Source organism: Halorussus halophilus (genome assembly GCF_008831545.1).
GTDB lineage: Archaea > Halobacteriota > Halobacteria > Halobacteriales > Haladaptataceae > Halorussus > Halorussus halophilus.
On the sequence record NZ_CP044523.1, the window covers coordinates 3,208,982 to 3,224,437 of the forward strand.

Annotated in this window: 14 protein-coding genes, 1 tRNA gene and 1 CRISPR repeat array; of the genes, 7 read left to right on the forward strand and 8 right to left on the reverse strand. The window is 58.7% G+C overall.

Annotated elements, in window-relative coordinates; translation table 11 throughout:
* The first annotated feature begins 1 nt into the window (after window position 1).
* From F7R90_RS16010 to F7R90_RS16025, 4 genes are all read left to right on the forward strand, one after another.
* Window positions 2-655: an ABC transporter permease gene (locus F7R90_RS16010; protein WP_158058405.1), complete on the forward strand. Its 654-nt coding sequence runs from the start codon at window positions 2-4 to the stop codon at window positions 653-655.
* Window positions 652-1,623 (forward strand): ABC transporter ATP-binding protein, encoded by a 972-nt coding sequence (locus F7R90_RS16015; RefSeq protein ID WP_158058406.1) that lies wholly within the window; start codon window positions 652-654, stop codon window positions 1,621-1,623. The genes F7R90_RS16010 and F7R90_RS16015 overlap by 4 nt, the downstream gene beginning before the upstream one ends.
* Window positions 1,616-2,302 (forward strand): ABC transporter permease, encoded by a 687-nt coding sequence (locus F7R90_RS16020; RefSeq protein WP_158058407.1) that lies wholly within the window; start codon window positions 1,616-1,618, stop codon window positions 2,300-2,302. The genes F7R90_RS16015 and F7R90_RS16020 overlap by 8 nt, the downstream gene beginning before the upstream one ends.
* 76 nt (window positions 2,303-2,378) lie before the next feature.
* Window positions 2,379-3,872: an HAL/PAL/TAL family ammonia-lyase gene (locus F7R90_RS16025; RefSeq protein WP_158058408.1), complete on the forward strand. Its 1,494-nt coding sequence runs from the start codon at window positions 2,379-2,381 to the stop codon at window positions 3,870-3,872.
* Between the two features lie 30 nt (window positions 3,873-3,902).
* On the opposite strand, the gene F7R90_RS16030 is transcribed toward F7R90_RS16025, so the two are convergent.
* The 3 genes from F7R90_RS16030 to F7R90_RS16040 all read right to left on the reverse strand — a co-directional run bounded on the left by F7R90_RS16030 (window position 3,903) and on the right by F7R90_RS16040 (window position 7,421).
* On the reverse strand, window positions 3,903-4,724 hold the full coding sequence (locus tag F7R90_RS16030; protein ID WP_192498339.1) for a mechanosensitive ion channel family protein: 822 nt from the start codon (window positions 4,722-4,724) through the stop codon (window positions 3,903-3,905).
* A gap of 305 nt (window positions 4,725-5,029) precedes the next feature.
* Window positions 5,030-5,986 carry a cytochrome d ubiquinol oxidase subunit II gene (locus F7R90_RS16035; protein WP_158058410.1) on the reverse strand — a complete coding sequence of 319 codons (957 nt, stop codon included), beginning with the start codon at window positions 5,984-5,986 and terminating at the stop codon, window positions 5,030-5,032.
* On the reverse strand, window positions 5,979-7,421 hold the full coding sequence (locus F7R90_RS16040; protein WP_158058411.1) for a cytochrome ubiquinol oxidase subunit I: 1,443 nt from the start codon (window positions 7,419-7,421) through the stop codon (window positions 5,979-5,981). The genes F7R90_RS16035 and F7R90_RS16040 overlap by 8 nt, the downstream gene beginning before the upstream one ends.
* A 194-nt stretch (window positions 7,422-7,615) precedes the next feature.
* Here F7R90_RS16040 and F7R90_RS16045 point away from each other — a divergent pair, with 194 nt between their 5' ends.
* Window positions 7,616-8,026, forward strand: a complete 411-nt coding sequence (locus F7R90_RS16045; protein WP_158058412.1) for a ribbon-helix-helix protein, CopG family — start codon at window positions 7,616-7,618, stop codon at window positions 8,024-8,026.
* Window positions 8,027-8,129: 103 nt separating this feature from the next.
* Here F7R90_RS16045 and F7R90_RS22910 read toward each other — a convergent pair whose 3' ends face one another.
* The 3 genes from F7R90_RS22910 to F7R90_RS16060 form a co-directional block, all read right to left on the reverse strand.
* Window positions 8,130-8,534: a DUF7344 domain-containing protein gene (locus F7R90_RS22910; protein WP_449272368.1), complete on the reverse strand. Its 405-nt coding sequence runs from the start codon at window positions 8,532-8,534 to the stop codon at window positions 8,130-8,132.
* Between the two features lie 327 nt (window positions 8,535-8,861).
* Window positions 8,862-9,317 (reverse strand): DUF5814 domain-containing protein, encoded by a 456-nt coding sequence (locus F7R90_RS16055; RefSeq protein WP_158058414.1) that lies wholly within the window; start codon window positions 9,315-9,317, stop codon window positions 8,862-8,864.
* A gap of 227 nt (window positions 9,318-9,544) precedes the next feature.
* Complete coding sequence (locus tag F7R90_RS16060) at window positions 9,545-9,733, reverse strand: hypothetical protein (RefSeq protein ID WP_158058415.1); 189 nt, start codon at window positions 9,731-9,733, stop codon at window positions 9,545-9,547.
* A gap of 187 nt (window positions 9,734-9,920) precedes the next feature.
* Here F7R90_RS16060 and F7R90_RS16065 point away from each other — a divergent pair.
* Window positions 9,921-9,993, forward strand: a tRNA-His gene (locus tag F7R90_RS16065).
* A gap of 49 nt (window positions 9,994-10,042) precedes the next feature.
* Here F7R90_RS16065 and F7R90_RS16070 read toward each other — a convergent pair.
* Entirely contained in the window at window positions 10,043-10,900 is an 858-nt protein-coding gene (locus F7R90_RS16070) for an HNH endonuclease (RefSeq protein WP_158058416.1), read from the reverse strand.
* A gap of 318 nt (window positions 10,901-11,218) precedes the next feature.
* A CRISPR array of direct repeats spans window positions 11,219-13,656; the repeat unit is 37 nt; unit sequence GTTTCAATGCCGTAGTGGCTTTTCTGGCTTCTGCGAC.
* 116 nt (window positions 13,657-13,772) lie between these two features.
* Window positions 13,773-14,432, reverse strand: coding sequence for a CRISPR-associated CARF protein Csa3 (gene csa3, locus F7R90_RS16075; protein ID WP_158058417.1), 660 nt, complete (start codon window positions 14,430-14,432; stop codon window positions 13,773-13,775).
* Window positions 14,433-14,614: 182 nt separating this feature from the next.
* Between csa3 and cas6 the strand changes: the two genes are divergently transcribed.
* Window positions 14,615-15,448 (forward strand): CRISPR system precrRNA processing endoribonuclease RAMP protein Cas6, encoded by an 834-nt coding sequence (gene cas6 / locus F7R90_RS16080; protein ID WP_158058418.1) that lies wholly within the window; start codon window positions 14,615-14,617, stop codon window positions 15,446-15,448.
* The last annotated feature ends 8 nt before the right edge of the window (window positions 15,449-15,456 follow it).

A 15,456-nucleotide genomic window follows, 5' to 3' on the forward strand; every position in this document is an offset into this window, starting at 1 on the left:
GATGGTTTCGATTGGGAGTATCATCTCGTGGATGGCCGCAAACAGCGAGACGCTGGTCTCGCAGGCAATCCAGCATCTGAACATCTCGTTGACGGCACTCTTGTTCGGTGTCCTGCTCTGGATTCCGGCGGCGATAGCCGTTCGGAACCACGACCGGGCCGCCGACGTGCTCATCGGCACAGCGGGCATCGTGCTGACGATTCCGAGTCTGGCGCTCCTGTCGTTGCTCATTCCCATCATGGGTATCGGCGTCGCTCCGGCGGTGACCGCACTCGTGCTGTACTCGGCACTGCCCATCGCCCGAAATACGTACACCGGAATCGAAGGCGTGGACCCTGCCAAGATAGAGGCCGGTCGTGGACTCGGCATGACCGACCGACAACTACTCGTGCGAGTCCAACTCCCGATGGCCCTCTCGGTCATCATGGCTGGAGTCCGGCAGGCAGCGGTCCTGCTCATCGCAATCACGACCGTCGCAGCGTTCTTCGGCGCGGGTGGTCTGGGCAACTCCATCTTCGCTGGAATCCGACTCAGCAACGCCAACCAGATACTCGCCGCGACGGCCGTCATCTCGGGCATCGCCATCTCGCTCGATTACGGCCTCTACGCGGTCCAGCGGTTCCTCCCCGGTGGCGCGGAGGTGCAAGAAACATGATAGAACTACGGAACGTCTCGAAAGTCTACGGTGACGGCACGAAAGCAGTCGATAGCGTGAGTCTCGAAGTCCCGCGTGGCGACGTCGCTACGCTGGTCGGTCCCTCTGGCTGTGGGAAGACGACGACGATGAAGATGATAAACGCGCTCATCGAACCCACCGAGGGAACCCTCTCTATCGATGGGACGTCCATCGATCAACTCGACTCGATAGAGTTGCGGCGGAACGTCGGTTACGTCATCCAAGAGATTGGGCTGTTCAGCCACATGACCGTCGAGGAGAACATCGGCATCGTTCCGGACATCGTCGGCTGGGACGACGACCGCACCGAGCAACGAGTCACCGAACTCCTCGAACTCATCCAACTACCGGCCAACGTGCGCGAGAAGTACCCTGCAGAACTATCGGGCGGCCAGCGCCAACGCGTCGGGGTCGCTCGGGCACTGGCGGCTAACCCCGAGGTCGTACTCATGGACGAACCGTTCGGCGCGCTCGACCCGATTACCCGCGACGAACTCCAAGATGAGTTCCTCCGAATTCAGGACGAACTGGACGTGACTATCGCGTTCGTCACCCACTCTATCGACGAGGCCATCAAGATGGGCGACCGGGTGGCTGTCCTCAACGAGGGCCGACTCGTCCAGTACGACACCCCCCGCGAACTACTGGCGAACCCGGAAAACGAGTTCGTCGAGAGTTTCATCGGCGAGGACCGATTGCTCAAACAGTTACAGACGATACCGGTTCGAGAGGCGATGCGAGAGCGGCCAGACTCCGTCGAGAAGACTTCTCGGACCGTCACGCCAGACGATTCGCTGAAGACTGCCTTGCAGCGACTGTTCACCGACAACCGACCGGAGATATCGGTCGTGTCGAACCACGAAGTCGTCGGCCTTCTCTCGGAGGACGACGTGCGCCGAGCGGTTGGCGGCGACCCATCAACCGTACTGGAGGGCCACCATGCTTGAGTTGCCGCTCGGTATCTTCACTGGCTGGTTAGAGTACATCGGACAGAACCCCGGCGAGTTCGCCGAGATGGCCCGCCAACACATGACGATGGTGCTCGTTGGCGAGTTCGCGGCTATCCTCGTCGCGGTGCCCGCCGGAATCGCGGCGACCCGCAACGAGAAAGTCGGCTGGCTAGTGATGAATCTCGGTGCAGTCTCTCAGACAGTGCCACCGCTCGCAGTGCTCGCGCTGTCGTTTACAGCACTCGGACTCGGCTACAAACCCGCCGTGTTAGCGTTGTTCTTGTATGCGCTCCTCCCGATTCTGAAGAACACCGTCGCCGGAATCCGGGACGTGGACGACGCACAGAAGGAGGCCGGACGCGGGATGGGAATGACTGAACTGCAACGACTGCGCCGCATCGAACTGCCGCTGGCGGTGCCAGTCGTCTTCGCGGGTATCCGAACTTCGACGGTGCTGTCCATCGGCGTAGCGTACCTCGGTGCGTTCATCGGGGCGGGCGGACTCGGCCAGTGGGTCATCCTCGGTCAACAGCAGTTCAACACCAACATCCTGCTCGCCGGAGCGATTCCAGGCGCACTGCTCGTCATCGCGCTCGACAGGACCTTCGAGTGGCTAGAGGGACGAGTCACCCCGGCAGGCGTCTCCGCGACGGACACAGACGGAGCGGCCGCCTAACCATGCTACGTCGAGGTTCACCCCCACCAGCGAGAGGCATCGCGCGCGAACCGACGGCCGCCAACAAGAATTTAGAATGATACGAATCACCGGCGAACTGACGATAGACGAACTCGTCGCAGTCGCCCGCGAACGCGAACCCGTCGAACTGTCCCCCCAAGCACGAGACCGAATCGAAGACAGCCGTGACGCCGTCGAAGACATTATCGACGGCGACAACCGCGTCTACGGCGTCAACACCGGGTTCGGCGACCTACAGTCCGTCTCCATCTCGCGAGACGACCTCGACAGTCTGCAAGAGAATCTCCTTCGAAGTCACGCCACTGCCGTCGGCGACCCGTTGCCGACCGACGTAGTCCGGGCGGCGATGCTCGTCCGCGCGAACGCCCTCTCAGTCGGCGTCTCCGGCGTGCGCGTCGAACTGGTCGAACAGTTTCTCGCGCTTCTCAACGAGGGCGTGCACCCAGTCGTTCCCGCGACGGGGAGCACCGACGACCTCGGGGCGGCCGCACACATCGGTCTCGTGCTGATGGGTGAAGGCGAGGCTGAAATGGGTGGGGAAACGTTCGACGGTAGCGTCGCCCTCGCAGAAGCGAACGTCGAACCGCTTGACCCACGCGCGAAAGAGGGCCTCTCTGCCGTGAGTGGCACGCCAATCATGACTGCACTGCTGGCACTCGCAGTCGAGGACACCGAGCGACTGGTCCGAACTGCCGACCTCGCTGGTGCGTGGACGTTCGAACTGCTCGGCGAGGCCCCGACAGCGTTCGCAGAGCGAGTCTCGGGGGTCCGACCCTACGACGGCCACGCGGCCTCTGCGGCCAACGTTCGCCGACTCGTCTCGGCGACGCCAGAGGGAGACCACCAGATGACTCAGGATCCGCTGTCGCTGCGCTGTATCCCACAGATTCACGGCGCGGTTCGCGAGCAACTCGACTTCGCACGGCACGTGGTCGAGACCGAACTCCGGAGTGCGACCGACAATCCACTCGTGTTTCCCGATGGCGAGACGTTCTCCTGTGGCAACTTCAACGGCCAGCAGGTAGCCGCTGCCGCCGACATGCTGACGACTGCCATCCAGAAGGTCGGTCGGGTGAGCGAGCGTCGCGCGGACAAACTGGTCAGCGACGTCGGGAGCGAAGGAGTTGCGGACTTCCTCGCCGCCGACCCCGGCTTGGAATCCGGACTGATGATAGCCCACTACACGGCGACAGGGTTGGTCACGGAACTCGAAACAACCGCTCCGGCGAGTGGCCGGTCAGTCACCGTCTCGGGTGGGCAAGAAGACATCCACAGCCTTGGAACTATCGCGGCACGTGAACTCACAGACACAGTAGAAACAGTCCAGCAGGTGCTGGCCGTCGAACTGCTTTGTGCCGCGCGGCGTAGCGAACTGGTCGATAGCGACCTCTCGCCACCACTCGACGCCGTCGCGACGGAACTCGACGACGCGGTCGGCCTCCCACTCGCGGACGTGTCGCTCCACGAGGAAATCCGCGAGACCGCCGCGCTCGCCGACGAAGGGCGGTTCGCCCGGATTGCCGAGGGAACGGGCACAGAACTCGCATAGTGCTACCCCTGGTAGGCACCTCGATACTCGTCAACCCGGCGGTAACTCGATTCCTTCCGCCCCAAACTGCTCGGTGACGCGCCGCAGATACGCGGAGCGAATCTCCACCACCTGCTCGCGGGTCGGATTCGAAACCCAGTAGCGCGCTTCGACCGTCGCCCGGCCCTCGTCCAACTCCGTCACTTCGACGGTGGGCGTCGGCGCGTCGAGAATCCGATCGTCGGCATCTGCGGCCGCGACCAGAATACTGCCGACGCGACCCAAATCCTCGTCGTCCGCCACGTGAAAGGAGTGACGCACGCGGAGGCGATTCTTCGCCACGAGGTTCGTCACGGCGTTGGTTGCCAACTCGGAGTTCGGCACCGTCACCAACTCGTTGTCGAAGGTTCGGACCCGCGTCACGCGAAAGCTGATGTCCTCGATGACGCCCTCGCGGTTCTTCCACTGTATCCAGTCGCCGATATTGAACTTCGGGTCCGTGACGATGAACGCGCCGCTGACGAGGTTCGAGGCGATGTCTCGGCTTGCGAAACCAATTGCGACCGTCAGCGCGGCGGCCAACGTCGGCGGTATCGACAGCAGATAGCCGTAGTCGGCCACGTCGAGCGCGATTCGGAGCGCGACCACGACGACGCCGAGGCGGACGATTTTCAGCGCCGTGTTCGCGGCCGTGCGCTGGATTCGCTTGCTGGCGAGCGTTCGGCGAGCGACGGGTTCCACGACGCGCCGTCCGAGGACGTAGAGGACGGCGAATACGCCGAGAAACACCGCGACACTCCAGAGTGCGTCGAGATAGCCGCCGACTTCGGGCGGCAACTCTGGCACACCTGTCTGTAGGACGACTCCTGCCACGGGGAAACCGACGACGGACAAATCCCTGAAAATTCCGGTCGTTCACTGATTAGGGCGGTGCTATGCAGTCTGCTGATTACGGCGTTGTGCGGTCTGCGGGCCGGTAGTCGCACCAGCACACAGAAGACGAGAGAAATCTGGCCGCTCAGGCGGCCAGATTTTTCTCCGTCCGTTTTTTGGGCCAGATTTTTTCTCGGAGTAGTTCCGAGCGCCGAGAAGCGGCGTCTGCGTGAGCGAAGCGAACGCAGGCTTGGACGACGCGGTTTCTCTTCCAGCGCGTCGGAACTCGACGAGAATAAGGTGGTTTAATAGGCTTCTTCAGGGTCTATCGGGCCGCTAAACGCCGAGTACAGCACGACGAAGTAGGTCAGCACGAGCGGCAACAGCAGCGCCGCCGAACCGGTCAGCAATTCGATAGACGGCGACCCGACGGCGGCCTCAGCGACCGTCAGCCCTCGTACGGGTTCCACGACGGGATACATGAGCGTGCCGACGAGCGCGACGAACGACCCGGTCATGCCCCCTGCCGTGACGAAGGAGACGTAGCGATACCCCTGCTTCGTGGCGAGGACGTATCCGACTCCCGAGGCAACCGTCAGCGCGACGAGTGCCGCGCTCGTCACGTCGTAGGAGACACGGGAGGCGAGCAGAACGAGCGTCACCACCGCGAACGCGAGAAACGCGAGCGTTGCTTTCGGCCCGTATGCGACCATCTCTTCGCGTAGTTCGCCACGCAGTTTGAGGCCGAGGAACGCCGCACCAGACGCAATCGTCATGCAGACGACTGCGAGGCCGACGACGAGCGAGGTGAGCGTCGGCCCCGCCGTGCCCAACAGCCAGTTCGCGGCGAAGACGCCGAGCAGGAAGGGCGCGCCGACGCTCCCGACGACGAAGGCTCGGCCCCACCAGCGTTGCCACGACTCGTCGTGGCGCTGTTCGTAGAACTCTGGGGCAAGACCGCGGAGGATGAGCGTCCCGAGGACGCCGAACAGGAGCAAGTAGTGGCGACTGAACAGCGCGGCGTACACCGGCGGGAACGCCGCGAATAGTGCACCGCCGAAGACGACCAGCCACACTTCGTTACCGTCCCAGAACGGCCCGATTGCGGCCAGCAGTCGTTCTTTCTCTTCTGGGTCGCCCCTCGTCGCGAAGAGCGCGCCGACCCCGAAGTCGAAGCCGTCCAGAAACAGGAAGACGGCGAGGAAGGCGAACACGACAGCGAACCAGAGCGTCGGCAAGTCGAAGTTCGATAGTTCAATCATCCGCTGGCACCTCCCGCGTAGGTGTCGGCGACTCGGGGTCGCGTGGTTGGTCGTAGTCGTCCGGAACCGGTCCTGCTGGTCCCGTCCGAATGATGCGAGCGACGACGTAGCTGTAGACGGAAAGTAGGGCGAAGTAGACGACCGCGAATCCGACGAGGGTGGCGAGTGCCTCCGTCGAACCGAGGTTCTGGGAGACGCTATCGCTCGTCTTCATCACGCCCTGAATCACCCACGGTTGGCGGCCGACTTCGGTGACTATCCAACCGAGTTCGACCCCCAGAATTCCGAGCAGCGACGAGGCCATGAGCGCCTTGTGGAGCAGGTGGTCCTCCAGCAGTTCGCCCGTCCGCCAGCGGTACGCCGCCCAGAACGCGAGCGCGATGAACCAGAAGCCGAGCGCGACCATCGCCCGGAACGACCAGAAGACGACGGCGACCGGGGGCGAACTCTCGAACTCGTTCAGGCCCGTGATTTCGGCGGACGGGTCCCCGCCGCTAGCGAGCCACGAGGCTCCGCCTGGGATGCCGATGCCGAAGATGTCCTTCGCGCGCGGGTTCGTCAGGTCCTCGACGCTGGTCGGGAACGCGATGATGTACTCGGGAACGTAGCTATCGGTCTCCCAGACAGCCTCCATCGCGGCGAACTTCTGTGGCTGTGTCTCGGCAACGTGGCGACCGTAGGCGTCACCGTGAATCGCTTGGAACGGCGCGCTGATGACCAGCGCGACGATGGCGACTTTGAGGGTGGTCTGCCAGAATGTTGCGTCGAGATTCCCCGTATCGACGACGTTCAGGTGTCGCCGACGGTAGAGGTGGTACGCCGCCACGCCAGCCATGAACAGCGCCACGGAGAGGACGGCGGCGTTCTGCATGTGGACGAACATCCACGGAAACCGGGGGTTGGCGTAGGCCGCCACGGGGTCGGTCAGCAGGACGACCGGGTGGCCGTTTTTCGTCGCCATCTCGAACCCACGGGGCGTCTGCATCCACGAGTTGGCGACCAGAATCCAGACCGCAGAGAGCCACGTTCCGAGACCGACCATGACGCTCGACAGGAAGTAGAGGCGGTCGGAGACGCGTTCGCGCCCGAAGACGAACACGCCGAGGAACGTCGCTTCGAGGAAGAACGCCATCATGCCCTCGGCGGCGAGGGGGCCACCGAACAGCGCGCCCGCCGTCTCGGAGAACGCCGCGAAGTTCGTCCCGAACTCGAATTCGAGGACGAGTCCGGTGACGGTACCGACCGCGAAACTCACCGCGAAAATCTTCGTCCAGAACCGACGGAGTCGCTCGTAGAGCACTTCGCCGGTCCGAATCTCTTTCCACGTGAAGTAGACGAGGAAGGGCGCGAGTCCCATACTCATGACGGGGAAGACGATGTGGACGATGGTCGTCAGCGCGAACTGAAGTCGGCTAGCGACGACGGGGTCTACCATCCGACCACCGCGAAGTTTGCTCCGCTCGATTGGCTGGGAACCATCACAGGCGGAGCTACGAATCGAGCGACTATCAGGGGGAAGCCGATTCTCAACTGATGAGAATCTACCAGTCGAGAAGTGCGACAGACCGACACACGGCACTCTCGTCTGACGAACGCTTAAGTACCCGGACCCTGTCAGTTATTGGCAAGATGGGCAACAAGAACAAGACGATCTCCTTCCGCGTCAACGAGGACTCCTTCGAGACGCTCCGGGAGATCGCCGAGGAGCGCGATATCTCGCTCTCGGCAGTGTTCCGCGACTACGTAGACTTGCTCGTCTCCCACGACGGTCGCGTGAAGGTCGTCCCCGAGGCGGAACTCGGCGAAGGCGTCGAGACCGACGAGTTCCCGCCGAAAGTCGAGGTGCCCAAGAGCTTCATCCGCGAACACGAGCGACTGGAGTTAGAAGCAGACCACCTCCGCGAACAGTTACAGGAGTACAAGCAGTTCGCCAGCCACCTCCAAGAGAAGTTAGAGCAAGAGGACGACGTAGAGGAAGTCATCCAGTTAGAGGAACTGGACGAAGAGTTAGACACGGACGAGACGTATCGGATTGGGTAGTGCTTCTGAGTGGTCTCTCCCTACGGTAGTACCACGGTTTCGTTATATAGAATCGACCTCGAAACCGAGTTGCCTGTTTTGCTACGTTCGTGGTGGGAATTGTTCATTCCACTTCCTTGTGTTGGGCATGTTCGACCCATTCGTCGAGTGCAGCATCACCGGTGAACCGGATGGTTCCTTGTCGCGGGTCGTACTCGATTACTTCTGCGTCTTCCAGTTTCGGCAATAAGGAGTGATGGAGTTCGATTCGGACGTTCTCCCGGTTGACCTGAATGTCCGTTTCTTTTCCTGCCACTTTGTACTTGCTTACGCCTTTCACAGCGTCCTCGATTTCGGCGACCTCTCCGTCCATCGTAGACAGATAGTACAGAAGATAGCGACAATGTGCGTTACTCAGCAGGCTAAAGACCGTATCGAGGTTGTCGGTTACGTTTGCAGAGCGATTTACCACCTTGTCACCCACCCATGTTAATTCCCGAGTGTCTTCCGAGAAACCATCGTCAGACATCTGTCTATGTTTCTACTATCCATCAACTAAACCTTGGTGCCTAAACACTTAGGCCCCCCGTCAACGGGACGACGAGAGCCACCCGGCAGTCGGTAACTTCGTTACACGACTACGACAGAGCCGACACTCCTACCGGTCGTTTTCTCTCATTGTCGCTCCACCAGGTACGGACAGATACCACTGTTGTCTCTGACGGGGTAGTAGCGGGGTTGAATCGATACGTACACGCGCTAATGCTCTCAGCAATGTCAGTCTCGACGGTGAATACAGAACTCGTACCACCGGCTAGTGAGAAACAGAAACAGAAACAGAAAGAAAACCAGAAATCTATCCGGAGAGATTCTGCTTCTTCCGACTCGCTTCCTGTTGAGCTTCGCGATTGCCATCGACTTCGGCGAGTTCTTCGACTGCTTCGAGGGTCCGCACCGAGTCGTCGAGGAACGACAGCACGTCGCCCTCGTAAGCGTACACCATGTAGTCGTCGCTCATCACGTCCACGATGGCCTGGGGGCCGAGACCACCCTCTCGCAGTTCGAGCAGGTACTGCATGAACTTCTTCTCCGGGCAACCACAGTACGGATTGGACTCACAGTTGCAGTCCAGAAAGTCCTCGGCGAAGTCCAGCACCCGCTCTTGGGTCGCGTCGTCCAGTTGCGCGAGGTTGTTCCCCTGAAACAGCAGGTCGAGCGTCGCGCCCTTGAACGCGCCCTTCGGGATGTTCGTCTCCAACTGAGAGCCGATTTGCCGATGGTTCTTGACGTAGATTTTGTCCGTGATAGCCACTGTTGAGCGTCGGTAGGGGCGGTCCGCTGAAAAGCGTGTCGTCGCTCGCGTCGGGGTCGGTCGCAGAAACGAGATGGGAACTCGTCCCAAACCCCCTCGTTTCCAGTGCAGAGACCTCGTCAAAAACCCACTTATTGGCAGAATTGAATCCCCTATGCGCAATTTAGAGCGTGTATCTTGCAACGGAAATCCTTTCGGCTGGGTGAGAGACTGTTACTGAAACGCCATCAGCCTACATAGTAGAAAAACACAAACGCGAGAATCAGACCCGAAACTGTCGCAATGAACAGTGCTTCTAACAACGAAAGTGCCACTCCTGCTACAGCGAGTAGCCCTACAATGAGCGTTCCAATGAGGACTCCGACACCAATGATGTGCTTTGCGACCTCAAACTCGAACTCGTCGGTGATTGGCAACGTGGTACTCCAGTCTACACGAGTACCAATCAATTTACCGACTGTTAAGTCCGCACCACGGATTGCTCACACCACCCCCTGTCAGGCCTGAACGATTCAACAGAACCAATCCAGACTGTCACGCAGACACACCGAGCGAGTGAGTCGTAACGTATTTTAATTCCAAGGAACTACCATCAGTTGCGTGTCCGGGTTGGGGTAGTGGACTATCCTTCAGCCTTGTGGAGGCTGAGACGCGGGTTCGATTCTCGCACCTGGACCTACCATTCTTGGAAAATCGTTCAAAACGAACGGTTTTGGTTTATGGATTCACTTTTCGATGAGTGTTCGGAGTTTTTCCGGCGGTATCTTCTCGAACTCGGCTTTCCGATGACAACTCGGACAGAGACAAGCGACGTTGTCGAGGAAGTGAGCGTCTTCGCGGGTGTGGTGGTCTGAATCGATGAACCACCGTACGGGGATGATGTGGTGGACGTCTGGATGACGACCGAGTTCTTCTCGCGTAATGCCACAGACGACACATTCGTCCTCGTCGCGCTTGCGCGCTTTCTTTCGGGTTTCGTTCCAGCCTGTGCCGTAAGCGCCGTTCCCCCCGCCGTTCCAGTTTGGATGTCCTGAACCAGTGAATGCCTCGGAGAGCCATGTTTTTCGGCAGGGTTCGCTACAGACGGTGGTGTCTCCGATGTTGCTGGGGTATCGTTCGACAGTGTCGCCACAGACGTCACATTCGACTATCTGCTTTCCTCCGTTCCATCGAGGATTCTTTTCCCCGACGATCTCTGGTGGGGTCTGCCAGGATTCGTTCTGGACACAGTCGGGACAGTACAGGCCGCGTTTGCTTGAAGAGTAGTATTCGAATTCACTCTCACAGATTTTGCAGGTTCCAGTGGTCTTTCCACGTCGGTAGTTTGAGTTGGTCGTTCCTGAGTGAGTTCGGGTGGTTTTTCGACGCTTGTCGTTTGAGGTGGTCGTTCCCGATTGAAAGTCGCTCTTCCGACAGCACGAACGAGAGCAGAACCGTTTCGCGTAATCGACGTAGAATTCGTTCGTGCAGTAATCACACTCTTGGGTCAGAAGTTGTCCGCCGTGTCGTTCGGAAAAATGGATTTTGAGATTCTGCTCTGTTTCGAATCCGCGCTCGCATGTCGGGCAGACGTGAGTGGTCATTCGCTGCCCTCACGTGTGGTCATCTGCGTGGTCGTTTCGCGTGCCTGTTCACCAGTCAACGAGTTGGAGTTGGTTGCTCGTTCGTTCATGGGGTCTCGCAGGCCCAATTGTGCGCGCCTGCACCCCTGCAGGCGCGCGTGAAAACTGCTGGGCGCGTGAGGCGAGGCTCACAGCGGTGGTTCAGACGTCTCTCTTCGTACTTACTTCTCAATAAACGAATGCACAGACGAGCAGCAGTGACTCGAGTGTCGATGCCTTCTCAGTGTTTCTAGCTTCTGTGTCGTTCGCTTGAGAAATTGGGTTGCCAGATGAATCAGTGTTTCAATCCCGTTCTGGGTTTTCTTGCTTCTGCGACCACAACACCGGGAACATCCCCGCACACTCGAACGGGTTTCAATGCCGTAGTGGCTTTTCTGGCTTCTGCGACGTCCCGTTTACGTCGCCACGTCGCTCCAGAACAAGGTTTCAATGCCGTAGTGGCTTTTCTGGCTTCTGCGACGGTGTTTCTGGATTCCATGTGTCGTAAAGGTAGCAGAGTTTCAATGCCGTAGTGGCTTTTCTGGCTTCTGCGACATGGTCACGTCTTGCTCGAAGGTCGAGACGTACTGTTTCAATGCCGTAGTGGCTTTTCTGGCTTCTGCGACGGACGACGAGCGTCCCGGTGGGTGAATGTCATACGGTTTCAATGCCGTAGTGGCTTTTCTGGCTTCTGCGACCCACTTGAAGACGACATCATAGATGGTGTCGATAAGTTTCAATGCCGTAGTGGCTTTTCTGGCTTCTGCGACTCGGTCGTACACCCACGGCCATGCAGTGACGATTACAGTTTCAATGCCGTAGTGGCTTTTCTGGCTTCTGCGACATGTTGTAAATCACATCGTATATGTTGACCGAGAAGTTTCAATGCCGTAGTGGCTTTTCTGGCTTCTGCGACCCGCAAGGCCATGCTACCGAAGGCGTCGGCCACCCAGAGTTTCAATGCCGTAGTGGCTTTTCTGGCTTCTGCGACTCGACAGTATGCTAATCTCGCTCGGCTCCTACGCTGTGTTTCAATGCCGTAGTGGCTTTTCTGGCTTCTGCGACGAGATGTTCGGCACCGTCGATTTGTACCCAATCGAGTTTCAATGCCGTAGTGGCTTTTCTGGCTTCTGCGACACTGCGTAATCTGCCGCCACCACATCCACGGCCAGCGTTTCAATGCCGTAGTGGCTTTTCTGGCTTCTGCGACCGTTCGACTACACGGACGGCGGCGCTCAGGAGTACCTGTTTCAATGCCGTAGTGGCTTTTCTGGCTTCTGCGACATTATCGGCACCGCGTTCACAGTGCTGTTTCTGCTGTTTCAATGCCGTAGTGGCTTTTCTGGCTTCTGCGACAGCCCCGACGTCACTGCTCGCGCGTGTTCTGCCTCTGTTTCAATGCCGTAGTGGCTTTTCTGGCTTCTGCGACCGGACATCACGAATCCTCCCAGCACTCTTGATGAAAGTTTCAATGCCGTAGTGGCTTTTCTGGCTTCTGCGACGAGACGTTTTCGGGGACGTGTCCAGACTGCAACGGTTTCAATGCCGTAGTGGCTTTTCTGGCTTCTGCGACACGAGGTGATTAAACGGTGATTTACGGCGATATTTGTTTCAATGCCGTAGTGGCTTTTCTGGCTTCTGCGACGTCGCCGTTCTCCGAGACGGCCGTGATCGAGACGTACCGTTTCAATGCCGTAGTGGCTTTTCTGGCTTCTGCGACGTTCTCTCTCGTACCCTCATTTCGTACACGCTCGGCGAGTTTCAATGCCGTAGTGGCTTTTCTGGCTTCTGCGACGGCACGAACCAGCCACCCGCTCTCTCCAATCCCTGTTTCAATGCCGTAGTGGCTTTTCTGGCTTCTGCGACGGCACGAACCAGCCACCCGCTCTCTCCAATCCCTGTTTCAATGCCGTAGTGGCTTTTCTGGCTTCTGCGACGACCTTGATCCGGACCTTAATCCTGACCCCGACACTGTTTCAATGCCGTAGTGGCTTTTCTGGCTTCTGCGACCGTTACATTAGATTTCCGTGTCGGTACAGAATCTGTTTCAATGCCGTAGTGGCTTTTCTGGCTTCTGCGACGTAGTCGAGTATGCGGCCACGGTGGGTGCGGTAGTCTTGTTTCAATGCCGTAGTGGCTTTTCTGGCTTCTGCGACGTAGTCGAGTATGCGGCCACGGTGGGTGCGGTAGTCTTGTTTCAATGCCGTAGTGGCTTTTCTGGCTTCTGCGACACCGAGCGCGTCCAATCTTGATGGGCGTGAATTGAGTTTCAATGCCGTAGTGGCTTTTCTGGCTTCTGCGACCGTGGGTGTCGCGTTCCAGCAAGGCGTCCGAAGCGTTTCAATGCCGTAGTGGCTTTTCTGGCTTCTGCGACCTCTGCTGGTTCGGTCGGGTCTTGCTTGGTCTGTTTCAATGCCGTAGTGGCTTTTCTGGCTTCTGCGACGAATGCTCGACCAGCGTCAGCGTATCTCCTTAGTCAAGTTTCAATGCCGTAGTGGCTTTTCTGGCTTCTGCGACGCAGGCGACGAAATGAGTCAAGCCGGACGCAAAGGCACGTTTCAATGCCGTAGTGGCTTTTCTGGCTTCTGCGACCGGAATCGAGGTCACCCGAACCGGCGAAGCGGCGGAGTTTCAATGCCGTAGTGGCTTTTCTGGCTTCTGCGACAGGCTTCACGAAGGATTTCGAGGAGGTCGTCTTTGCGTTTCAATGCCGTAGTGGCTTTTCTGGCTTCTGCGACAGGGGGTGAAAATACAGTCATAGGGCCAATAAAGCTTGCTCCACCGCTCGTTCACGCACCGCTCTTCGTGGATCGGGGCTGTACACAGAGGTTAAAAAGGTCGATGAAGACTTCGGTCACCGAGCAGAATCGGGGGTTCGCTGGAGCAGTAGTTTTCCGGTGAGTGTAAGCTCGACCTGCTTCGTTTTGCCTTCGGTTTCAGTTCGTACGGCATCAACGGTGGCGAGTTTGTCGATGTGGCGACCGACCGTACTTTTTGCGACTGTGCTGTGGCTCGATAGCTCGGAAATCGAAATTGGTTGGGTGACGTTTGCAAGCACCTGCAACGTTTCGAGCGACTTCGTGGGTGGGTTCGCGGTGACGTTCGGCAGTGACCACTCCTGATGTGAGCGGTCGAGGTCGCTGAAGAACAACACCGTCTCGACGCGGTCTAGGTGGACGAGCGTCGCTATCGTCAGCGGGAGAAGAATATCGCGTGCGCCACCGCCGAGGTTGACGATAATAGAGCCTTCCGCTGCTCGGATGATGTCACTGCAGGCGATGACGCTCGCCTCGAACTCCTCGTGCGGTACGCGCTCGCAGTCGAATGACACGGCTGGCTCGATTTCACTGACGAACTGCTCGACGCCGGTGAGTGCTTCCTCGGCGCGCTTGTCGTCGCTGTCATGTTGTGGGCGCACAATGACGACTTCGTCGCCTTCGTCGATTCCGCGCTTGAGTACGGGCCGCGTCACGCGGGCCTCGTCGAATCCGAGTGTCGAGATGTACGTTCGCATTGGAGCGTATTCGTCTCGCAACTGGAATAATACCACCGTTGCAACTGAGCGCAACTATTGCGCCTGTGTGTCATTCTTGTCGATTCGTGTCACATAGTCGTGGGTTTTAATGTATCAACCACTCAAATCAGCAACAGCGACCACACGAAAACGTATGCACGACGATAGTGAGACCACATAGAATGCGCCAAATCACTCTCACCGTCCGACCAGAAGCTCGGTTCCCAGTGCCAATTTCGGACGGCTACAGCGTCTACAGTTCGCTCCTCTCTGCACTCGATTCAGTGGACGATGCAGTCAGCGAGCGTATCCACGATTCAGAGCTTGGGAGTCTGCACTGTAGCGGCTTGCTCGGTAACTTCGGACACAGCGACCGAAGCCATCACAAGTCGGTCCACGCCGACCGGACCTACGAACTCACGCTCGGTGTCGTGGACCCGGGTGACGAGGAAATCTTTCAGGCACTAGTCCAAGCGTTGGTCTTCGACGACGATGAGCTGGAACTGACGAATGGGACGTTGCGCGTCGAGAGTTTCGAGAGTACGAACACGACCCACGAGGAACTGCTCGCACGCGCGAACGACTACGACGACCCGACCATCGAGATAGAATTTCGCACGCCAACTTGCATTGAGGAAGCAGGGGACGTGACGACGATGTTCCCCACGAGGACGGCGGTGTTCCAGAGTCTCCTCGGTAAGTGGAATCGGACGGCTCCGAGCGATTACGAGTTCGACCTGTCGCACGACGACCTCGCATCCAGCATTATCGAGAAACCCGACGCGCGCTCGTACCAGACTCACAGCGTGTTAGTGAATCGGATTACCAACGACGACGGTGAGACGCGACCACTGTTCCGGCAGGGGTTCACCGGTAACTGTGAGTACGATTTCAAGGGAGCTTCTGAGAGTCTGCGGAATGCGGTGACGGCGCTTGCGGTGTTTGCTCGGTACTCGGGTGTCGGGAGTGCCGTAGCTCGGGGTTGTGGAGCAGTCAATGTGGAGGTAAAAGAATGAAAATCCAG

Bases quoted from the DNA above. Each gene is read 5' to 3' on its own strand.
- F7R90_RS16010 (WP_158058405.1), top strand. From the start codon at position 2: ATGGTTTCGATTGGGAGTATCATCTCGTGGATGGCCGCAAACAGCGAG.
- F7R90_RS16015 (WP_158058406.1), top strand. From the start codon at position 652: ATGATAGAACTACGGAACGTCTCGAAAGTCTACGGTGACGGCACGAAA.
- F7R90_RS16020 (WP_158058407.1), top strand. From the start codon at position 1,616: ATGCTTGAGTTGCCGCTCGGTATCTTCACTGGCTGGTTAGAGTACATC.
- F7R90_RS16025 (WP_158058408.1), top strand. From the start codon at position 2,379: ATGATACGAATCACCGGCGAACTGACGATAGACGAACTCGTCGCAGTC.
- F7R90_RS16035 (WP_158058410.1), bottom strand. From the start codon at position 5,986: ATGATTGAACTATCGAACTTCGACTTGCCGACGCTCTGGTTCGCTGTC.
- F7R90_RS16040 (WP_158058411.1), bottom strand. From the start codon at position 7,421: ATGGTAGACCCCGTCGTCGCTAGCCGACTTCAGTTCGCGCTGACGACC.
- F7R90_RS16045 (WP_158058412.1), top strand. From the start codon at position 7,616: ATGGGCAACAAGAACAAGACGATCTCCTTCCGCGTCAACGAGGACTCC.
- F7R90_RS22910 (WP_449272368.1), bottom strand. From the start codon at position 8,534: ATGTCTGACGATGGTTTCTCGGAAGACACTCGGGAATTAACATGGGTG.
- F7R90_RS16070 (WP_158058416.1), bottom strand. From the start codon at position 10,900: ATGACCACTCACGTCTGCCCGACATGCGAGCGCGGATTCGAAACAGAG.
- csa3 (WP_158058417.1), bottom strand. From the start codon at position 14,432: ATGCGAACGTACATCTCGACACTCGGATTCGACGAGGCCCGCGTGACG.
- cas6 (WP_158058418.1), top strand. From the start codon at position 14,615: ATGCGCCAAATCACTCTCACCGTCCGACCAGAAGCTCGGTTCCCAGTG.